A 20,245-nucleotide genomic window follows, 5' to 3' on the forward strand; every position below is an offset into this window, starting at 1 on the left:
GTGAGCAGCGAAAATGTAAATGGGGTCAGAGCTTGAATTTTGAATTAGCATGAGAAAATTAAAATTTAAGCCCTGACCCAAAGTGGTGGGAACTTTGGGGTTGCTCATAATCGTCAGTAAGCAAAGAAAGTAACAGTTCCCTGGCAATGAAAGGGCTGTCCTTTGTTCTTATCTGATCATTCAAAAAGGAGGTCGCTTCTCTCAGCGTATCAGAATTAGGTTGCTCTAAATTTTCTAAAAGATCAGTCAGTTTTTTTTCCTCGCCGGGGTGTACTCTTGGCAGAAGAGTAAGGAAGGCTTTTGCTAAGGCTTTCAAAAACATATCCTCTGTCGCTTCCAATTTTTTAACCGGGCAGCAGGTAATTAGCAACTGACATTGATCGTGGTGGTTTAAATTGAATAGGGGATCCTTGTCTTCTGGCTCAATAGTTGGGTTTTGCCAGGATGCTCGCCCAGGTTGCTTGTCAATGGTTAAATCATATTTCAGCTCTTCTCCACAAAATTGTTGAATGAGTTCTAAAATAATCATCATTTCGTGCGGGTCGTAGCTGGTGATTAAGAGGGGCGCCTTGGCATTTTTATGGACTAGAATATTCCATAAAATTTGACACATGTCTAAAATTAACCCCTTAGGTGTTTCATCATGATCACTTAAAAATTCGGGATGACGCCAAATGATACAATGCGCATTTGATATACCTGACAAGGGCGGAGAACTGGCAATATTGGCATGGATATAAGTTTGCTTCACATGGGGGGCTTGTTTTTGTAAAACACGACTATTAAAACGTAAATCTGCTTTATTGATATCGCAACCCAAGTAATTAACCTTGACTCCCCTGGACCGGGCCAACAGCTCAAAGGCCGCTAGTTCAATGGCTGTACCACAAGCAATACTAATCACATTGAACACGTCTGGATTTGCAGAATTCTCCAGGAGGTTGCGGATAACCGGTAAAAGTGAATAAGCCATCCGAAAATGCCGGAAAGGGAATAAGCTTGCGCTTGGAAAAGAGTTAAAAACAAACATTCAAAATAAATAAAAAACTTAATGTTTTAATATTTTACAGCCAATTAAGCATAAAGACAACGATAAATTGACCCAGACAGGCCCACTGTTCCATTAATTAAATCGAATGGCTGACCCCATAGCCAGGATATTATTCTAAAACTAGTTGATAAAGCATTTGATATTTTCCAATAGCTCCTTATAAAGGGAATTCGTTGGATTGTGTTTTAATAAATTACTTGCTTTATCTAGGCAGGTATTTGAGTTCTCATGACATGGACGGATGAAAATCTTATTCGGACAATTATGATGTATCCAGGTATGCAAATATTGTTCAAATAGTACCTTGATGTTAGGGTCAGTAATCAACGTTAACTCACCAAGAATAACGTTTAAAACCATCCATCTATCATAGTATCCATTAGAAAGTAGTCTTATGAAGTAGCGAATGTGCATAAGGCTATTTCTTTTATAAACAAGCTCTAAAATCTCTTCAAAGGTATAACTGTCCTGATATTCCAATAGGCAGTTTGCAAACGATTTTAAAGAGGCTTGATCAGGATTAGATAGCAGGTCGGTAATCATGCTTTTCCAACCTTTCGGTTGCATTTTGAAGGCTGCGTTAATAATTGCGGCATTCAATTGCGAAATATTTTTGCTAATCAATGGTTGAATAGATCTAAAATCATCCTTGTTGCCAGACTCACTCAATCCAAGGATAGCCAATTTAATTGGTTTATCCTGCCTGTTAATGGCATCTCTATAGTAATTGGAAAATTCACTGATACCGAGTTGTTTAAGATAATAACGACTTAGATGTCGAATAGAACGACTACGATCAAACAAAGCCTGTTCTAAGATCCCTTTAGCCTGATTGGGATAACGCTCAATAAAGGCATAGAGAGCCTTTTTTCGAATGGGCATTAGTTTGTCATCCTTGATCTTATTTAGATAAATCAAAAACTGATCCGAGTCATATTGATTATGTGCAAGATTAAAGGCATTGACCTTGATGACAATATCTCTGTTGTTGAGTGTGACAGTTAATAGCTGTTCTATTTTAGAATCAGCCTTTGCAAGAATAGCAAATGCATAGCGCGCAATGATAATTTCTTGACTGTTAATTTTCTTAAAAAGTGCATCACTACATTGGGTTGCAAGTAATGACTCGATCTTCCTGATTAATTCGAGTCGGTCGAGCAGGTGCTCCTTTCTTGTTTTGATTTCTAATTGTTTCAGTAAAGGAAGCGACTCAATAAAGTGATCAATTAGTTCCTTACTTACAAGGCGATTAAGTGTGGTAAAGCATAATATTCTTATCTCCTCTACCCAATCGTTTGCACGGATAATGAGAAAGGGAATTGCCTCTTCAATACTATTTTCCGCGAGTGTTTTAATGGCTTTATAGCGAATATATCCATTGGGATGACAACATAAACTTTTTAAAATAACCACAAACTCTGTCGAATGCCCCCTATACGAATCCACAATGGAGGGTTTTAAGTTATACCAATATTCAGAGAGTTGATTGTAATGTTTAGAGAAAGTTGAATTGCGAATTTTTTCATCGATTTTACTTAAGAGATGAAGGGGTACCTGATGCAATAATGCATGAACCTTTTCATTGGCAAGTTTGCTAACCATTCTATTTTTAGCAAACATAAGAGGTATGAAAGGATAGATTGCATTTGGATCAGTAATTTCCTCAATTTCCTTTAATAAGCCTGCCTTTAACACTGAGGATCGAAATAGATTAATGAGGCTTGGTTTACAAAGATGGTATAAAGAGTCTACGATGCGCTCTAAATTTATATTAGTTACTTTATTCATAAATGGATTTTGTCAGTGTCGTTTTCCCGCTTGACGAGGGTCAGTAAGATAAACGATTCGGAAACTCTTTTAAAACCTCAATAACAATAGGGATTCATTTTTTTTCAAACCTTCGATCGCCTTCTAAGCTCGGCGATTAATTCAGATAGTATATCTTTTTTTAGCCCGAAAAATACAAGGTGTTATTCCGAATGATCGAGAGAGCTAAAATCTTTAAAATAGCAATGAATGCCCCGTCAAATTGTAGGTTAAAGTGCACAGATTTTCACAACATTTAGTGATAGTTTTGATGGGTTTTTCCGCCAAAAAGGTGATAAGCATACAACGTGTATACAAGCAGTACGGGCAGCATAATGGCAACGCCCACCAGAATAAAAACAAGTGTAGACGTTGGTGCTGCAGCCTCCCAAAAAGTCACCTGATGAGGTATTAAATAGGGGTAAACACTGATTGCGATACCGACATAAGCACAGAAAAAAATAACCAGGCTGTAAATAAAAGGTCTGCGTTCATAGCCTAGGGAAAGACTTTTCCAGGCTAAACAAATTGCCAAGGCAGTAACAAGCGGCAATGGAGCCAGGAGGATAACATTCGGAAAACTGTACCAGCGTGTAAAAATCTCAGGACTATGCAGCGGAGTCCAGATACTTACGAATAAGAGAAAAAAGCTAACGATAACTAATAGTCCTTTTGCATAATGGATCATTTTTCGTTGCAGGCGACCACTGCTTTTAATGATCATCCAGGTTGCCCCGAGCAGGCCATACCCGCTTACCAGGGCGACACCGGTCAACAAACTAAAGGGTGTTAGCCAATCTGCGTCATTAATCGTCATCGCTGCTTCATTAATGGGAAATCCCTGCACAAAACAACCTAACACCACGCCCTGAAAAAAGGCTGCAGCAACAGAACTAATTGCGAATGACCAATTCCACAGGGGTTTTGATTTGTCTGCTTTAAATCGAAACTCAAAGCTCACCCCGCGAAAAATTAAAGCAATTAACATCAACATTAAAGGCATATACAGGATAGGAAGTAACAGGCCGTAGACTTGAGGGAACGCGCCATAGAGCATCGCACCACCGAATACCAACCACGTTTCGTTACCATCCCATACCGGTGCGATGGAATTCATCATTTTATCGCGTTCTGCTTCACTGGTCGTAAAGGGAAATAAAATGCCTATACCGAGATCAAAGCCATCGAGGATGACATACATCAATACTATAAATGCCAGCAAAACAGCAAAAATGAACGGTAACATCATTCTTTCTCCCTGGGCAAATCAGTCATGTAGTGGAAGGCATGGTGTTCTACCTGGTCACTCTCTAATGGAGTAGGCCCGCGACGAATTAACTTTAAAAGGTAGTACAGGTAAAAACCAAAAATCACGCCGTAGGCAATCACGAGTAAAACAAAAGAAATAATCACTTCCTCCATGCCTATTGCCGAAACGGCATCCCGGGTTTTTAGTAAGTGGTAAACGACCCAAGGCTGGCGCCCGAGCTCAGCAGTAAGCCATCCTGCAATAGTGGCTACAAAACCAAGTGGGGCAATAAGAACACACCAGCGATGGAACCACTTCACGGAATACAATTTTTTTCTGAAGCGAAGGAAAAGCCCAATGAATGCAGTCATCAGCATGAGCAGCCCGATACCCACCATAATCCTGAAAGAGAAAAAGACAGGGGCAACCCGGGGTTGCTCCGACGGTGGAACCGAGCGTAAACCAACCATTTCCCCATCCCAGTCATGGGTATTGATTAGACTGGCAAGTTTGGGGATGCCCACCTCGTATTCGTTCTTTTGTTCTTTCTGGGAAGGCCAGGCAAATAGTAATAAGGGAGCCCCTTTTTGTGTATCCCAAACGCCTTCCATCGCAGCGGTCTTAATAGGTTGATGTTCATGAACCGAAATGCCAACCACGTCGCCCATAAAGATTTGCAAGGGCACTAATACCAGAGCGGCCCACAAACCAAAAGACAAACATTTTTTTGCCGTATCCAGCGCTTTATTACGAAGCAGATAATAACTGGCGACGGCCATAATCACGAAACTGGTTGTTACATAGGATGCTAAAACCATATGGATAAAACGAGGGATGAATGAGGGATTAAAAACGACGGATAACCAGCTTTCTACCACATACTTGCCATCAATGAGTTCATAACCACTAGGCGTCTGCATCCAGGAATTCGCAGACATGATCCAAAAGGCTGAAATAGTCGTACCGATTGTAACCAACAGTGTTGCCATAAAATGCAGTGCAGGGGGAACACGTTTCCACCCGAAAAGCATGACTCCCAAAAAACCTGCCTCAAGGAAAAAGGCAGTTAATGTTTCATAAGCGAATAAGGCTCCCAGCACATTACCAAATTGATAGATGAATGGGCCAAAATTAGTCCCTATCTGGTAGGCAAGTACAATGCCTGAAACGACACCCATACCGAATGTAAGCGCAAAAATTTTCGTCCATAGCTGACATATTTTCAAATAGCTGTCTTTCCTGGTTTTTAGCCACATGGCTTCCATAATGACTAAAAATACAGCCAGGCCAAGATTTAGTGTAGGAAATAAAATATGAAATCCTATACTAAAACCGAATTGTATCCGTGATAGGAGTTCTACCATTTTTTGAATCCTCTCTATCTATGTTGAACGATTGAATCCCTAGCTCAATACTCTCACAATCCTACGATTACAACCTCGCTTCAGCCCTATGACCCTCCATGAGTTAATAAAGAATCGAAAGGGTCGTTAGCATCAAATTTATTTATACAAAAATTTTACATAAATTATAGCATATGCTAATTATTAACTATAAATCTATACAAAAGTTATGCAAGACTGGTAATAATGGTAATCAAATGAATAAATGGCCTCTTCTCCTAGGGTTTTTAATTGGGTTGATAGTTCTCCTCGAACAAGGGTGTGACATGAATGATCCTGCCAAGTATGAAACGAATGAGCCTGTCCTCACCATACAAGAGTTCTTCAATGGAACGGTAAAGGGATACGGCATGATTCAAAAACGTTCAGGCGAAGTAAGACGGCGTTTTGTGGTGACCATGGAAGGAAAGTGGACTGCAAACGAAGGGACTCTGGATGAGTATTTCGTTTTTGATGATGGCGATAAGCAATATCGCCAGTGGAAAATCAATCTGATTGATGAACACCATTTCACTGCTACTGCAAGCGACGTCAAGGGCGTGGCGATGGGAGAGCAGTATGGCAATGTGATCAAAATGAGTTACCAATTACTGATTCCCTACAACAGCTCTACCTTGGCACTAAGCATGGATGACTGGTTATATCGCATTGACAAACATGTCGTGATAAATCGTGCCACAATGAAAAAATTGGGTATTCGTGTGGGGTCTATTACGGCCAGTTTTTTCAAGGACTAGTTAATGAATAAGCAAAGCGAAAATGAAGAGGTTCTTTTGCCGATAAGAACGATATCTGCCTTAACTGGAGTGAACTCGGTGACAATACGTGCCTGGGAAAGACGCTATGGATTATTAAAGCCAAAGCGTACAGCCAAAGGACATCGCTTATACACCTATGAACACGTCCAGCAGATAAAAAAGATTCTTGCCCTCATTGAGCAAGGCGTTTCTGTTGGGCAAATCAAAGAAACCCTTCTGACAGAGAATATCTTTTCGCATCCACCGCAGACTGAAAATCCATGGCGCCAATACCAACTGCAAATGCGGCAAATTATCTCTAATTTTGAGCAGTTCAAACTCGATAATTTATACAATCAGATTTTATCTCTTTACCCGATTGATATTGTCACCAAATACCTGCTTCTCCCTGTGTTTTTTTCACTTGAACAAGATGCTAAAGAGAAAAGATGCCTGGTCGCAGAGTACAATTTCTTCCAAATCTTTCTTCGGAACAAGTTGGGGGCAAGATTGCATCACGAAGGCCAGTTTGTTGATGGGCCCAGGCTGCTATTAGTATCCTCCCGTGTGGATAGGGATGAAGTCATTATGTTTTTATTCAGCCTGACGGCACTGGCAATGGGATACGTGGTTATTTGTCTTTATTTTAATGATGACAGGGATGAGCTTATTAAAGCCGCAGCCATCATAAAAGCACAAGGATTGGTGCTTATTGGTGAAAAACTTGTTGACGAACAATCCTCATGGATGGATAAGCCGATCGATCAATTATCCATTCCTGTTTTTGGCTTCATTGGCCCGACAGAGATTAAAAGACCCATCAATCAATCAAAGTTGATACCGTTGAATAGTGATTTCCGCCTGGCATTAGAGGAAGTAAAAATCAGATTGCAAGAGATGCAGTCTATTGAATAAAGGATGGATCAATGAAAAAGATAAGAGCGTTCATTCCACTGTTAAAATGGTTTGACGTTGAGTTTGCAGAAAAAAACCTGAAATCGAATACAATCGACTGGTCAAGGACGATACCCTTTGTTGTTTTGCATCTTGGCTGTTTAGCGGTATTTTGGGTAGGAGCAAGTCTTAGTGCAATCATTGCCGCGATCTTATTCTATTTTATCCGTATGTTTGCTATTACTGGTTTTTATCATCGTTATTTTTCGCATCGCTCGTTTAAGACGAATCGCTTTTGGCAATTTATATTTGCATTGCTCGCTGCTTCCGCTGCACAGAGAGGTCCCCTCTGGTGGGCAAGTCATCACCGTCATCATCACCGTTATTCAGACGCTGTTCAAGATCGGCATTCGCCACAGCATCATGGTTTTATATGGAGTCATATGGGATGGTTTTTCGCTTCAGAAAATTTTGTAACCGACTACAAACTGGTTGCTGACTTAGTAAAATATCCGGAATTACGCTGGTTAAATCGATTTGATCTCGTTATACCGCTTTTATTGGCAGTGAGTTTATTCCTGGCAGGTTATTTTCTACAACAATATTTTCCTGAACTTCATACAAACGGTTGGCAATTCCTGGTATGGGGATTTTTTATCTCCACGGTTTTGGTATTTCATGCTACCTGCAGTATTAACTCGCTTGCCCATCAATGGGGAAAGCGCCCGTTTAATACTGCGGATGAGAGTCGTAATAATTTTTGGTTAGCATTAATTACCCTCGGTGAGGGCTGGCATAATAACCATCATTTTTACCCCGGTTCAGCAAGGCAAGGGTTTTATTGGTGGCAAATCGATATCACCTTCTATCTGCTGTGCCTGCTCTCTTACACGCATGTTATTCATGGATTACGGCCTAACCCCTCCAAATTGAGGACCGAGAAATGAAAAAGCGTGTATGGATTACAGGAGCCTCATCAGGTATTGGCAAAGCAGTCGCCATGGCAATGGCAAATCGCGGCTATGAGCTCATAATATCCGGACGTAACCAGGGCGTATTGGATGAAATAACCCGTCAAACAGGCGCTCTGTCTGTCGCTTTTGATATAAGAGATAGAAACAGTAATTTAAAGGCAGCTGACCTTATAAAAGAAAAATTTGGTTATCTTGATATCGTTTTTCTAAATGCCGGAACCTGTGAATATGTTGATGTGACTGATTTCAAAAGCGATATATTTGAAGACATGCTTAAAACTAATTTTTTAAGCATGGTTTATGCTATTGAAGCATCGCTGCCTTTATTACGGGCCAGCAGGAATGCCCAGATTGTTGGAATGAGCAGTTCAGTTGCCTTTGTTGGGTTGCCGCGAGCGGAAGCCTATGGCGCCAGTAAAGCAGCCATCCGCAATTTTCTCCAGAGCCTGCGTATTGATCTTGCTAAAGAGAATATTTCAGTATCCATCGTATGTCCTGGCTTTATAAAAACACCATTAACCGATAAAAATGATTTCCCCATGCCTTTCCTTATAAGCAGCGAGGCGGCAGCAGAAACGATAATCAATGGTATAGAGAAGAAAAAGCTGGAAATCATAACGCCAAGATTGTTTGTTACGCTGATGAAAATTCTAAGTTTTTTACCAAATCAATTAAGTACTTATCTATTAAAGAAGGTTACAAATCGACAATGAAAATTGCCATTATTGGAAGTGGGATATCAGGTTTAACCTGTGCTTATTACCTAAAAAAAGAGGGGTATGATCCTTACATTTTTGAAGCGAACACATATGTAGGAGGCCACACCCATACAGTAGAACTGCAAACCGAGAGTGGTCTTTGTCCCATAGATACTGGCTTTATTGTTTTTAATGAAAAAACTTACCCTAATTTTGTTGGGTTATTGAGGGAGCTGGATGTGGCAAGCCAAATGACCGACATGAGTTTCAGCGTCTTTGATCCACAATCCCGCTTTCAATATGCGGGTGGCTCACTCAATAGTTTGTTTGCCGCACGAAAAAATTTGCTTAGTTATAAATTCTACCGCTTAATCAGTGAAATTTATCGATTTCAGCTTGCAGCTAAGAAACTGCTGGCAAGGAATGAGAAAAATTTAATCTTATCTGAATTCATTGGACAACATGGTTTCCACACTGATCTTGCCAACTTATACCTTTATCCCCTTATCTCTGCCTTGTGGTCAACACCCCTAAACCTGGTAGAACAGATGCCCGCTTATTTTGTGGCAAATTTCTTCTATAACCATGCTTTATTAGAAATGATGCCGTCTTTGCCTTGGAAAGTGATTCAAGGTGGATCTCACTCTTATGTGAAAGCCTTGACCAGACGCTTTGAGAATAACATTTATTTAAACACCGCGATTGAATGGGTAAAACCCAAACCTGGTGGAGGATATTACCTCTCGAGTAAAAACGAAGAAATAGGTCATTTTGAAAAGGTAATTATCGCAACTCATAGCGATCAAGCATTGGCAATGTTGGCCTGTCCTGATGAATTAACAGTTGAAATCCTGAGCCAATTTACCTACCAGCCTAATGAGGTTATTTTGCATACTGACACCAGTGTGTTGCCATCCAATCATCGGGCATGGGCCAGTTGGAATTATTTATTGGTTGACCAAAATGTCCGGCATGCTGTCCTTAACTACTATATGAATCGCTTGCAAAATTTATCTACCAAGCAACATTATTGTGTCAGCTTAAATGCAAGGGATTTTATAAACCCTGAAAAAATTATCCAAATTTATCACTACGCTCACCCGCAATACACCATACCTAGCCTGGCTGCACAATCGCGCCAAAAGGAATTGAATCGTAATGGTTCTCTTTATTTCTGTGGGGCTTATTGGGGTTTTGGCTTCCATGAAGATGGCGTGAAGAGTGCCTTAACCGTCTGCAAACAAATTTTGTCAGAAGAAAATCATGAACCTATCAACGCGGCATAGTGCCATTTATAAAGGCAGTGTAATACATCGGCGGTATGAACCCGTCAGACATCAGTTTTCTTATAATGTATTCATGGTTTTTCTCGATCTGGATGAATTATCTACACTCTTTGATTCCTATTGGTTCTGGTCAGTCGGACGTTACAATATTGCTCAGTTTAAGCGAAGTGATCATCTTGGGGATCCAGCCAATGACTTAAAACAAGAAGTCTATAAACTGGTCGAGGAAAAAACAGGCCATCGGTTAGAAGGTCCTGTTCGCTTATTAACGCACTTGCGTTATTGGGGTTATTGTTTTAATCCCGTCAGTTTTTATTATTGCTACGATGCAACGGGAAGCCGTATAGAAGCAATTGTAGCTGAAGTGAATAACACGCCATGGAACGAACAGCATACTTATATTCTTACAGCCTCGCAAAATCTCGCTAGTTATGAGTATCAACACTTCGTCTTTGATAAAGACTTTCACGTCTCTCCTCTTATGTCGATGGACATGATTTACGATTGGAGGCTTTCAGCACCCAATGAAAAGATTTGGGTACATATGAAAAATATTCACCAGAATCGTAAGGTATTTAGTGCAAGTCTCTGTTTAAACCGCCAGGAAATAACAGGTAGGAACCTTGCCAGGATTTTAATACAACATCCTTTCATGACCGGAAAAATAATTATTGCCATTCATTGGCAGGCATTAAAAATCTGGCTAAAAGGAGCAACGTTTCATGTTCACCCTAAAAAGAGATGAGCGGAATGGAAAATACTGCACGAAAAATTATTTTAAAACGATTAGCCAATTTGACAGTTGGCCAATTGCGAATTGAAGAGGGTGACGTCAGCATGACTTTCGGCGATCGCTCCGCTGCCTCGTTGATAACTGCTTCTATGAAAATTACAAATAGAAAATTTTATCAAGACGTCTTGTTCGGGGGGAGTATTGCTGCAGCTGAAACTTACGCCTCTGGATATTGGGAAACGGATGATTTGACGAAATTATTAAGGATTTTTTTACTCAATCAAACCACCACAAAAGAATTTGAAACGGGCTGGGCAAAATGCCTGGCTGTTTTACGCTGGATTTCCTATCAGTTTAAACGCAATAACCTGCAAGGTAGCCGTAAGAATATTGCTCAACACTACGACTTGAGTAACCACTTTTTCCAATTATTTCTGGATAAGAACCTTATGTATTCCTCCGCTATTTTCCCATCCACAGAAAGTACTTTGGACGAAGCGGCCAGTTATAAACTCGACGTCATTTGTAAAAAGCTGGCCTTAAAATCAAGTGACAAGATTATTGAAATAGGTACTGGATGGGGCGGTTTTGCTATTCATGCAGCAGAAAACTATGGTTGTGAAGTAGTAACCACCACCATTTCTCAACAACAATATCATTATGCTTCCCAACAAATCAGGGAAAAAAAATTGGGAACCAAAATTAAGTTGCTCAAACAGGATTACCGGCAACTGGAGGGGCAGTACGACAAACTGGTTTCCATTGAAATGATTGAGGCAGTTGGCTATCAGTATTACAAGCAATTCTTTCGGACTTGTTCACAATTACTAAAGCCCGATGGCGAAATGCTTATGCAAGCGATCGTTATCCAGGATCAGGCCTATGAACGCGCTAAATATGAAATTGACTTTATTAAACAGTATATTTTTCCGGGAAGTTGTATCCCTTCAGTGACAGCGCTATTGGATGCAATGACCAAGGCAAGTCATTTGCGCCTTTTTAACTTGGAGGACATTGGATTGCATTATGCGAAAACACTTCGTTGTTGGCGGCAGAACTTTACTTCTCAGGCATGCGAAATCAAGACGCTGGGTTTTGATGAGCGCTTTATCCGGTTGTGGAATTTCTATTTTTGCTACTGTGAAGCCGGTTTTTCTGAAGGCTATTTGGGGGACATGCAAATGCATTTTGTACACCCCCTTGCAATAAGACAGAAAAAATATGATTAGGCAACTGTGGCAATTTGTCTTTTTTCAAATACAGTGGTGGTGTTGCTTATTAAGTACGGTCTCTCCTCACTACCATGACCTATTCCTTTTGGCCTTAGTCTTAGCCGTCTATGATGCGTGCAGGCATTTTAAAACTCCAACCCGTTGGCTCTTATTCCTGCTAATCGCAAGCTTGGGTTTAATCAACGATACCCTGTTGATGCATTTAAATATATTTTATTTTTTTGACGATTCTTTGCTGATTATACCACCCTGGCTTTTGGTTTTATGGCTTTGTTTTGGAGGATGGTTTTTAAAGGCAGACTGGATTAATAATAATTACTTCCTAATGGCTTTGCTGGGAGCAATGGGGGGGCCTTTAAGCTATTTTGCAGGATTTAAACTGGGTGCAATTTCCTTTCCCCAGCCGTTGCTACTGACGATGATTATTTTATTGGTTGATTGGCTTTTACTGGCATTAACCCTAACGACATTAAATGGTCTTTGCAGGAAGTGACGGTCTTATTCCAATAAATGGGACGTGGGTGAAAAAATCAAACCGTGAAAGGGGAAATCATTTTCACCGGTGTAGCAATACTGCCGTGAACCAATCCCATAAAATTGACCATGGCGTAAGCGAGAAAAATTTTAAAGCAGACTCTATTTAGGAGAAATCGGAATGTAATCGTATTTCTCCGCAGAAGCAGTCGAGCCGCATTCATCATAAGTATTGTCTACACAAAGAAAAAATTCCTCTGCGCCATATTTCTGAGCTTGGGATAAGGCATCAGCAATCGAATGAAATTGAACAATTTCATTATTTTTCTTAATGAATTTGACAGAGTCTTTTAAAATTACTTCAACAAGGTATTCATGTAATTCAATGGGTGAATAAATTAAAGCAATTTTCTTAGACTCAGTATGGGCATAATTTATTAAGCCTTCATGGGTGTTGTTTAGCATGTTTTAATCCATCCGTTTAATTGTAATTATAGCCCTAAATTTACTATTACGCGGGTTTCATGTTGAAAAGTATAAAATACTTCCCTAGACCATAAAATAGCCAGCACGGATTGGATAGAGCGGCCTCCGTGGCGGTTGAAGTAAACTCAGCCCTATCAAGCCCAAAATCGCCTGGCAGATTGCTGTATGCCGTTCATCCAATGCTTATTCCTTATTAAGACTTGAAGTCAACAATACTCTCCTTCATAGTAGGTTTTTGACTATTAAGGGACCCAAGTTATGGCTCGATACTTAATCATTGCAGCAAGTAGCGCGATAGGTCAGTCAGTGGTTGAGCTTCTAAAAAAGCAAGGGAATGAGGTGATGACTACAGCACGAAGCGAGGACAAAATCGTTCCTGATTTTAGACTCGATGCCTCTGACTTTAGCGCGGTCGATAGGGTATTTGAGCAAGCAGGCCCTCTGGATGGCGTGGTTAATTGCGCGGGTTCTTTATTACTTAAGGGGGCTCATGCGACAAATTTTGAGGAGTTTCAAAAGACAATCAATGCCTCTTTGACTACCTCGTTTGCAGTGGTGCGTGCCGCAGGCAGTAAGATGCTCTCTGGAGGTTCCCTGGTGCTTATTGCCTCCGCAGCAGCCTTAACCGGACTGGCTAATCATGAAGCAATTGCTGCGGCGAAAGCAGGGGTTATTGGATTAGCAAAATCCGCCGCAGCGACTTATGCATCGCTCAATTTACGCGTCAATGTAGTAGCGCCTGGGATGGTTAAAACGCCTTTGACTGACCCATTACTTAACAATCAATTAGTCGCTAAAGCATCTACGGCAATGCATCCCTTGGGACGAATTGGTGAACCCTGCGATGTGGCGCAGGCTATCTTATTTTTTCTTAACCCTTGTAACAGTTGGATAACAGGGCAAGTACTTGCAGTGGATGGTGGCTTAAGCGCTGTTCGTCCCAAGCTTAAAGTGTAATTTATTTTTAGGACGTACGATGACAAAATTGTGTTTTCTTTTGGGCGACCAACTCAGTGAGTCCCTTTCCTCGCTGACTGCAATCGATAAGCACGATGATCTGGTTTTTCTTTGCGAAGTGATGGAAGAAGCCACTTATGTTGCGCATCATCCCAAAAAAATTGCTTTTTTATTTTCAGCGATGCGTCATTTTGCAAAACGATTAACAGCACTGGGTTACCGGGTACTCTACACTCAATACAATGAGGCCAGCAATACTGGGTCTTTTGAGGGGGAGTTGTGGCGGGTAATCCATGAAGAAAAAATTTCAGAAGTCCACGTCACTCACCCTGGCGAGTGGCGTGTTCTGCAAAAACTGGAAACATTAGAAAAGCAATTGTTGATACCCCTCATCATTCATGAAGACAATCGATTTCTATGCTCGATAGATGAGTTTAAAGAGTGGGCAAACGATAAAAAGCAATTGCGCATGGAGTACTTTTACCGAATGATGCGGCAAAAGCATCATCTTCTCATGGACAACCAGGGTAAACCAGTTGGCGGGGTTTGGAACTATGATCAGCAAAATCGGAAAAATGCGAATCACATTGAAGCATTTCCCCCTCGTTTGGTACATCCCCTCGATGAAGTAACCTCAGAGATTTTAAGTCTGGTGGAAAACGAGTTTTCCAATCATTTTGGCCAATTGCAGCCGTTTAATTTTGCCGTGACTCGCGAGCAGGCGCTCGGTGAAGTCAACCATTTTATAACGCATTGTTTAAGGTATTTTGGTGATTACCAGGATGCCATGCGCGCCAATGAAGTCAATTTATATCACTCGAAATTATCCTTTTATTTAAATGCAGGACTTTTACTGCCATTAGAATTATGCCGCATTGCAGAGGAAGCGTTTAAACAAAAACAAGCACCATTGAATGCTGTTGAAGGTTTTATTCGTCAAATTTTAGGATGGCGTGAGTATGTCCGGGGCATCTATTGGCTGTTGATGCCTGAATACGCAAACAGAAATTATTTTAATGCATCCAGGCCGTTGCCCTCGCTGTTTTGGGGGGACGACACCCGGATGTTTTGTATGAAAGAAGTGGTGCGACAGACGCAAGTTGAAGCTTACTCTCATCATATTCAGCGTTTGATGATTACCGGCAATTTTGCGCTTCTGGCCGGCCTTAATCCCAAGGAAGTCTGTGAGTGGTATTTGGCTGTGTATGCTGATGCCTACGAATGGGTGGAGTTGCCAAACACGCTGGGGATGGCGCTGTATGCTGATGGCGGCGTGATGGCCTCCAAGCCTTACGCTGCGAGTGGGAAATATATTCAAAAAATGAGCAATTTTTGTAAGTCCTGTGCTTATAATCCCCAAGAAGTGGTTGGTGAAAACGCATGTCCATTTAATTCCCTCTATTGGAATTTTATAGCTCAACACCAAGCCCTGCTTAAAAACAATCCGCGTCTTCATTATGCTTATCTAAATTGGGATAAAATGAACCTGGAAAAGAGAAACGCCATTCTCGCTAGGGCAACGGAAGTATTCGCCGCATTGGATGCCGGACAGTTATAAGGATCTGAGAATATTCAGGGTAGTTAGTTCATTAATGCAATAACGGCATTGAGATAAGAAGCGAATACCAGCCAAACCAGGTAGGGAATTAATAACCAGGCAATGGTTTTATGCGTTTTTTTAGCCTCAATGATTAAGAGCACATTCAAACAGGTTAAAACCACAAGCCAAATAGCACTTGGCGTCAACCAATGGAGCCCAAAAAAGAGTGGAGTCCAGGCCCAATTCATGAGCATTTGTAATGCGAAAAGCACCGTCACTTTTTTAGAAGACACCTTATTATGATTTGATAAAATCCAGGCAATGACTGCCAGAAGTGCATACAATACGGTCCAAACAATCGAAAAAATAAACCCGGGCGGCGTTAGGGATGATTTATTAAGATGCTCATACCAGGGATAAATATTCGCCTGAGTGAGTAAACCCAGTAAAAAGCCTATGCTTTCAAAAAGCACAATCCAGCCTATCAATTTCATTAGTTTATTGAAGCGCAAAATCATTTCCCTAAAGTTGGGTTAATCCTTCTTTGATGGTTGGGCATTTTAAAGTAACTTTCAACCCCTTTAGGGTTTAAATTAGAACTAAGGTGGTTGCTGGCGTAAAACTTGTGATCCAGGTGGGTCAATGAACGGATGAAATAATCAGGTGAATCTTTTTCTGATAGTGAGTAAGCTCAATAGAAATGATTGAAGGCAGTCACTCTAGTCCTCAGGAAAGATTGATTGAATGTTACTCGTAGCGCTTTCGGCGCATATAATTTCTCTCTGTCTACGCTTGCTGTATAATCATCCAAACTCAAATAAAGAGTATGAATTGCAACAGAAAGATAACTCTTAAATGAGAAATCCAGGATTAAAGAGAGAACATCATTTACATACACGACATCGTTTAAACAAGCCAGCAAAAAAGCTTAAACAAAGCAATAGTAAGATGGCGCGAGAGGCATTCCTCAACCAGACTTTCAATACAACAACAGAAATATCGACAAGAGTGATGTCAATCAAATCTATTAAGGTAATTATTAATGTCTAAAAATCTCAAAATTCTTATCGTAGGGGTTGGTGTAGCGGGCCCCGCACTTGGTTATTGGCTAAGAAGATTTGGTTTTTCGCCAGTCTTGATTGAAAAGTCCAAGTCGATTAGAAAAGGCGGTCAGGCACTGGATATACGCGGCATAGCAACGCATCTCGCGAGAGAAATGGGTATCTATGATCAAATCTGTGAGAGGCGCACGCGAATAGAATGCGGCCGTTTTGTCGATACAGCGGGTAATGTGCTCCATGAAGAACAGGGTGAGAAATTTGGGTTCCGCCAAGATGATGAAGTTGAAATTCTCCGGGGTGATTTAGTTGAAATCCTGATGAAAGCCATTGCTGATATACCTTGCTATTTCGATCAATCCATTATGAGCATGGAGCAGAACGCTGATAACGTGATAGTCCATTTCAGGGACGGTAAGGTTGAAAAGTATGACCTGGTGATCGCTGCCGATGGTATTCACTCTGCTACAAGGCGAATTATTTTTGATCAAAGTGAATATCAGTTAATTCATCTTGGTTCCTATCTTAGTACTTTTACAATTCCAAATTACCTTCATTTAAATCACGTCGATCTCGAATGCGAGGCTGATAATAAATTGGTATCAATCAATAGCGATAACAACCCCGAAATAGCAAGAGCAGGATTTATGTTCCGCTCTAACCATATCCTGAAAGACATTCGCGATGAGCAGGAACAAAAGCAATTCCTGTGGGATACTTTCCGTGATTTTGGCTGGGAAGCAGAAAATATTTTAAATCGAATGTCAGAAAGCGATGATTTTTATTTTGATGCGATTACCCAGGTCAAGATGAAGAGTTGGACCAAAGGTCGAATAGCACTCGTAGGCGATGCAGGGTATTGTCCTTCTCCTTTATCGGGCCAAGGTAATAATTTGGCATTTGTCGGAGCCTATATTCTGGCGGGAGAATTAAAAGCTGCTCAGGGAAATTATAAGCAAGCGTTTACTCGTTATAATGAATTACTCCATTCCTTCGTGGAGGCTAATCAGGAATTTGGTGTTTGGGTGAGCAAATCATTTCTTGTAGAAAATGAAGTTTCCAAAGAAATTGCAGAAGAACGCTCGACCAGAATCCTGGCCATGATCAAAGCAATTTCGAATGGGATTACCTTAGCTCAATATGAGTAATCCTATTCCAGCTGTTCGCCGGAGACGCCTGGCGCAGCCAAAAAAACAGCCCCCGTTCACCCTTTGCAGGGATGGCAGAAGGGGCTATGGGAACAAAGCTTGAATTTTGTATTCAGCGATCCAAATTCAAGCCCTGACCGCGAGATACAACGTTTCTCCCTTGATGTAATGCAATTACATCAGGGGGAATTTTCTCCCAGAAATTGCCGCGAACGGCTTTATTATAACCAATGCGGAATAGCTCATTCATTCGCTGCTTATCAAACATCTCATCGGATTTGGAGACGTAATTGGCAGGCACATAAGTTAGATTAAAATCTACCTCTTGTAGCAACGCACATAAATAAATGAAAATGACATCCGCACTCCCTTGCGCTGCGAGCACGCTATCCAACGCTTGTCGGCCTATCGAAAGTAGTTTGGGCTGGACTATCTTGTAAGGAAAACGATTTTGATTATTCCGGATAACAAATATTTTTACATTCGGTTTCTGCTTTAATTTGAAATAGCTGCGTGCAGCATGGATATCAGAGCCTAATCGACTTAAAAAAACAGCAAAGGTGGTTGAGCCATCAACATGCATTTCCTGATAGGATTTTCCCTGGTTAACAACATCAATATAGACAGGCGGTAATACAGCAGGAATACTTGCGGAAGCCAATAATACTTTTTTGAATAAGATTATTTTTTTTGGATTCCGGCTTGCAGCTAAACGAGTTAAATCCCATACCACTAATTTTCGAGAATAAAGATTGGTAGTACCGACATATAAACGCCTTCCTTGATAAAATCCCTTAGCGATATCATCGAGTAATTGAGGGGTAATGTAACGGTCTAACAAGTTCTGTAATGGCTTATCCCCTTTGAGCGACTCACCGCCAGTGGCAAGCGTCCATAAGATTGGTTTGTCTGTTATCACCTCTTTGGATGTGATAGTGGTATATACCTCTTTTAGAGGTTGATCGTATTTTGGCCCGGCAAAGGCTAAAGGCGCAATTAATGCGCCAGTACTGATTCCCGTTACTGTCGTAAAAGAAGGGCGTTTTCCAGATTTTGTCCAACCATTAAGAATACCTGCACCAAAAGCACCATAATCACCTCCGCCAGAAATAATCAGCAGGCTAAAAAAATTTTTTTGGTGGAACATCGTGTCTGGATACGTTTTGGCTAATTGTTTTATCCGTTCAAGTGATTGCTTTTTGATTAGCGGATTGGAGGAGTTGGTAAATTCGGTTCGTACATCGGGAAAATCGTTTATTTGTACAGCGTTTTCCAGTTCAGCAGGCACCGGATTCGGTTTCCCAGCGATTTGACATCCGCTCTGGCTAAGGATTAAAAAAATAACTACTATGATTTTTTTCATCGAATACTTAATCCTTTAATTCATTAAACCAGGTAATCAAGTTGAAATCGACGCAGACATCAACATGAATACTCCATTCCTTATTAAGCGAAACACTAAGCCTGTGTCAAAATTGTTTACCCATTTTAATCCCATAAACGATTTCATTAGGCGCATTTCTCACAATATCATAATTAACATTAGGCGTGATTTCGATGGCGGACCCAATCTTAAAAATATAATTAAATGCGCCTCTTCCTAAGAACTTACTTTTACTTCCTTCTTCAAATTTAATGCCTGGGCCAATACCGATGGTAATATTTTTTAAAAAGCTTAAGGTTATTAAGCCCATAGTTTCAATTTCATGATGTTGCTCTTTATTATTCGGGGTATTCTCAACATTCAAAGCAAAACCAAAAGGGAGGACCAGTGTTCTGTGATATTCTAGACCGTAAGTAAAATAATTATAATTTTTTATTTCAGTCCCGCCAAGGAACACCGCAAGCAGATTCTTATTTTCTTCCCTTGTATGTTTTGGTGTTTGCGAAGCATAAATGAAGTCAACAGATAAGATGGTTAAGAGAACAATAAAACATCCTAGTTTTTTTGTAATGCGTTGTTTCAATCCAGGTCCCCCAAAAAATAAAATCAGTGAGTCAGTCAATTAGTTTGCTAAGTTGCAAGTTCAGGTGGGCAGAAGAAGCTCTGACCTATCCCAGTTTATTCTCAAAAGTAATATTGAATTGATGGATTTCTTTCTCACCCAATAGTAGGAAGCCCTGGATGTGTGTGGCCAATTAAAATTAAACCTAACAAAACACGATTACTCTATCACCAAATTAGATGCGTTTTAAGAGTTTGTTTTTGAGATAAATTTTTAACGAACTGGCCGAAATCCAGGCGCTTCTTTCTAACACCTGGATACGACAACCAATTTGTTTTGACTGCGCTTAAGCGAGCAAGAAAAGCATGGCTGTATCTATCCGGCCAAGGCAAAGAGTTGAAAGAAATAGCAGCATTTTTAAAGGTATCCACCCGAAGAGTGACTCAGCATCGGCAATGGGTACAGCTGATGGATATTGAATAGGAAGTTGACTAAAAGGACTAATATACTTATTTTGGACTGTGGGTTAATGAGTGATATTTATAATATAATTAATAACTGCTCAAAGTGTAA

General features: G+C 40.6%; 19 protein-coding genes. 11 read left to right on the top strand and 8 right to left on the bottom strand.

All coding sequences use genetic code 11. The annotated features are described in order from the left end of the window. Nucleotides 1–58 precede the first annotated feature (58 nt). The 4 genes from DYC89_RS04775 to DYC89_RS04790 form a co-directional block, all read right to left on the bottom strand. A complete protein-coding gene (locus tag DYC89_RS04775) occupies nt 59–973 on the bottom strand; it encodes a hypothetical protein (protein ID WP_115220740.1) in 915 nt (304 codons plus the stop codon). A 198-nt stretch (nt 974–1,171) separates the two neighbouring features. Next, complete coding sequence (locus DYC89_RS04780) at nt 1,172–2,839, bottom strand: HEAT repeat domain-containing protein (RefSeq protein WP_115220741.1); 1,668 nt, start codon at nt 2,837–2,839, stop codon at nt 1,172–1,174. 274 nt (nt 2,840–3,113) lie between these two features. Next, entirely contained in the window at nt 3,114–4,103 is a 990-nt protein-coding gene (gene cydB, locus DYC89_RS04785; protein ID WP_115222657.1) for a cytochrome d ubiquinol oxidase subunit II, read from the bottom strand. Beyond that, nucleotides 4,103–5,470: a cytochrome ubiquinol oxidase subunit I gene (locus tag DYC89_RS04790; RefSeq protein ID WP_115220742.1), complete on the bottom strand. Its 1,368-nt coding sequence runs from the start codon at nt 5,468–5,470 to the stop codon at nt 4,103–4,105. The genes cydB and DYC89_RS04790 overlap by 1 nt, the downstream gene beginning before the upstream one ends. 236 nt (nt 5,471–5,706) lie before the next feature. On the opposite strand from DYC89_RS04790, the gene DYC89_RS04795 reads away from it, so the two are divergent. From DYC89_RS04795 to DYC89_RS04830, 8 genes are read left to right on the top strand one after another with little or no spacing between them, the layout of a single operon-like run. Beyond that, a complete protein-coding gene (locus DYC89_RS04795) occupies nt 5,707–6,246 on the top strand; it encodes a DUF3833 domain-containing protein (protein WP_181879325.1) in 540 nt (179 codons plus the stop codon). 3 nt (nt 6,247–6,249) lie between these two features. Next, entirely contained in the window at nt 6,250–7,161 is a 912-nt protein-coding gene (locus DYC89_RS04800; protein ID WP_115220744.1) for a MerR family transcriptional regulator, read from the top strand. A gap of 11 nt (nt 7,162–7,172) precedes the next feature. Continuing rightward, nucleotides 7,173–8,087 (top strand): acyl-CoA desaturase, encoded by a 915-nt coding sequence (locus DYC89_RS04805; RefSeq protein ID WP_115220745.1) that lies wholly within the window; start codon nt 7,173–7,175, stop codon nt 8,085–8,087. Beyond that, nucleotides 8,084–8,827: an SDR family NAD(P)-dependent oxidoreductase gene (locus DYC89_RS04810; protein WP_115220746.1), complete on the top strand. Its 744-nt coding sequence runs from the start codon at nt 8,084–8,086 to the stop codon at nt 8,825–8,827. Before DYC89_RS04805 ends, DYC89_RS04810 begins: the two co-directional genes overlap by 4 nt. Beyond that, a complete protein-coding gene (locus tag DYC89_RS04815; protein ID WP_115220747.1) occupies nt 8,824–10,098 on the top strand; it encodes an NAD(P)/FAD-dependent oxidoreductase in 1,275 nt (424 codons plus the stop codon). Before DYC89_RS04810 ends, DYC89_RS04815 begins: the two co-directional genes overlap by 4 nt. Then, nucleotides 10,076–10,843 (top strand): DUF1365 domain-containing protein, encoded by a 768-nt coding sequence (locus DYC89_RS04820; RefSeq protein WP_115220748.1) that lies wholly within the window; start codon nt 10,076–10,078, stop codon nt 10,841–10,843. The genes DYC89_RS04815 and DYC89_RS04820 overlap by 23 nt, the downstream gene beginning before the upstream one ends. A gap of 5 nt (nt 10,844–10,848) precedes the next feature. Continuing rightward, a complete protein-coding gene (locus DYC89_RS04825) occupies nt 10,849–12,060 on the top strand; it encodes an SAM-dependent methyltransferase (protein WP_181879326.1) in 1,212 nt (403 codons plus the stop codon). Beyond that, nucleotides 12,053–12,556 carry a DUF2878 domain-containing protein gene (locus tag DYC89_RS04830; RefSeq protein ID WP_115220750.1) on the top strand — a complete coding sequence of 168 codons (504 nt, stop codon included), beginning with the start codon at nt 12,053–12,055 and terminating at the stop codon, nt 12,554–12,556. Before DYC89_RS04825 ends, DYC89_RS04830 begins: the two co-directional genes overlap by 8 nt. A 143-nt stretch (nt 12,557–12,699) precedes the next feature. Here DYC89_RS04830 and DYC89_RS04835 read toward each other — a convergent pair whose 3' ends face one another. Then, nucleotides 12,700–13,002, bottom strand: coding sequence for a DUF6482 family protein (locus tag DYC89_RS04835; RefSeq protein ID WP_115220751.1), 303 nt, complete (start codon nt 13,000–13,002; stop codon nt 12,700–12,702). 279 nt (nt 13,003–13,281) lie between these two features. On the opposite strand from DYC89_RS04835, the gene DYC89_RS04840 reads away from it, so the two are divergent. Together DYC89_RS04840 and DYC89_RS04845 are read left to right on the top strand one after the other, a co-directional pair. Further along, entirely contained in the window at nt 13,282–13,980 is a 699-nt protein-coding gene (locus DYC89_RS04840; RefSeq protein WP_115220752.1) for an SDR family NAD(P)-dependent oxidoreductase, read from the top strand. A 19-nt stretch (nt 13,981–13,999) separates the two neighbouring features. Next, nucleotides 14,000–15,538: a cryptochrome/photolyase family protein gene (locus DYC89_RS04845; protein ID WP_115220753.1), complete on the top strand. Its 1,539-nt coding sequence runs from the start codon at nt 14,000–14,002 to the stop codon at nt 15,536–15,538. Between the two features lie 23 nt (nt 15,539–15,561). Here DYC89_RS04845 and DYC89_RS04850 read toward each other — a convergent pair whose 3' ends face one another. Continuing rightward, nucleotides 15,562–16,032: a TspO/MBR family protein gene (locus tag DYC89_RS04850; protein WP_245953951.1), complete on the bottom strand. Its 471-nt coding sequence runs from the start codon at nt 16,030–16,032 to the stop codon at nt 15,562–15,564. Nucleotides 16,033–16,562: 530 nt separating this feature from the next. On the opposite strand from DYC89_RS04850, the gene DYC89_RS04860 reads away from it, so the two are divergent. Further along, a complete protein-coding gene (locus DYC89_RS04860) occupies nt 16,563–17,726 on the top strand; it encodes a tetracycline destructase (RefSeq protein ID WP_115220756.1) in 1,164 nt (387 codons plus the stop codon). A gap of 112 nt (nt 17,727–17,838) precedes the next feature. Here the strand turns inward: DYC89_RS04860 and DYC89_RS04865 are convergent, their stop codons facing one another. Continuing rightward, a complete protein-coding gene (locus tag DYC89_RS04865) occupies nt 17,839–19,089 on the bottom strand; it encodes a patatin-like phospholipase family protein (protein ID WP_115220757.1) in 1,251 nt (416 codons plus the stop codon). 106 nt (nt 19,090–19,195) lie between these two features. Beyond that, the gene (locus DYC89_RS04870; RefSeq protein ID WP_147285475.1) at nt 19,196–19,693 is read right to left on the bottom strand and encodes a hypothetical protein; all 498 of its coding nucleotides are present in this window, start codon (nt 19,691–19,693) and stop codon (nt 19,196–19,198) included. Nucleotides 19,694–20,245 lie beyond the last annotated feature (552 nt).

The sequence above is a fragment of the Legionella donaldsonii genome, from assembly GCF_900452385.1.
GTDB lineage: Bacteria > Pseudomonadota > Gammaproteobacteria > Legionellales > Legionellaceae > Tatlockia > Tatlockia donaldsonii.

What these genes read in the sequence shown, in the direction of transcription:
- DYC89_RS04815 (WP_115220747.1), top strand. Translation starts at nt 8,824, where the DNA reads ATGAAAATTGCCATTATTGGAAGTGGGATATCAGGTTTAACCTGTGCT.
- DYC89_RS04825 (WP_181879326.1), top strand. Translation starts at nt 10,849, where the DNA reads ATGGAAAATACTGCACGAAAAATTATTTTAAAACGATTAGCCAATTTG.
- DYC89_RS04820 (WP_115220748.1), top strand. Translation starts at nt 10,076, where the DNA reads ATGAACCTATCAACGCGGCATAGTGCCATTTATAAAGGCAGTGTAATA.
- DYC89_RS04795 (WP_181879325.1), top strand. Translation starts at nt 5,707, where the DNA reads ATGAATAAATGGCCTCTTCTCCTAGGGTTTTTAATTGGGTTGATAGTT.
- DYC89_RS04845 (WP_115220753.1), top strand. Translation starts at nt 14,000, where the DNA reads ATGACAAAATTGTGTTTTCTTTTGGGCGACCAACTCAGTGAGTCCCTT.
- DYC89_RS04810 (WP_115220746.1), top strand. Translation starts at nt 8,084, where the DNA reads ATGAAAAAGCGTGTATGGATTACAGGAGCCTCATCAGGTATTGGCAAA.
- DYC89_RS04775 (WP_115220740.1), bottom strand. Translation starts at nt 973, where the DNA reads ATGGCTTATTCACTTTTACCGGTTATCCGCAACCTCCTGGAGAATTCT.
- DYC89_RS04835 (WP_115220751.1), bottom strand. Translation starts at nt 13,002, where the DNA reads ATGCTAAACAACACCCATGAAGGCTTAATAAATTATGCCCATACTGAG.
- DYC89_RS04800 (WP_115220744.1), top strand. Translation starts at nt 6,250, where the DNA reads ATGAATAAGCAAAGCGAAAATGAAGAGGTTCTTTTGCCGATAAGAACG.
- DYC89_RS04840 (WP_115220752.1), top strand. Translation starts at nt 13,282, where the DNA reads ATGGCTCGATACTTAATCATTGCAGCAAGTAGCGCGATAGGTCAGTCA.
- DYC89_RS04860 (WP_115220756.1), top strand. Translation starts at nt 16,563, where the DNA reads ATGTCTAAAAATCTCAAAATTCTTATCGTAGGGGTTGGTGTAGCGGGC.
- DYC89_RS04865 (WP_115220757.1), bottom strand. Translation starts at nt 19,089, where the DNA reads ATGAAAAAAATCATAGTAGTTATTTTTTTAATCCTTAGCCAGAGCGGA.
- DYC89_RS04830 (WP_115220750.1), top strand. Translation starts at nt 12,053, where the DNA reads ATGATTAGGCAACTGTGGCAATTTGTCTTTTTTCAAATACAGTGGTGG.
- DYC89_RS04780 (WP_115220741.1), bottom strand. Translation starts at nt 2,839, where the DNA reads ATGAATAAAGTAACTAATATAAATTTAGAGCGCATCGTAGACTCTTTA.
- DYC89_RS04805 (WP_115220745.1), top strand. Translation starts at nt 7,173, where the DNA reads ATGAAAAAGATAAGAGCGTTCATTCCACTGTTAAAATGGTTTGACGTT.
- cydB (WP_115222657.1), bottom strand. Translation starts at nt 4,103, where the DNA reads ATGTTACCGTTCATTTTTGCTGTTTTGCTGGCATTTATAGTATTGATG.
- DYC89_RS04790 (WP_115220742.1), bottom strand. Translation starts at nt 5,470, where the DNA reads ATGGTAGAACTCCTATCACGGATACAATTCGGTTTTAGTATAGGATTT.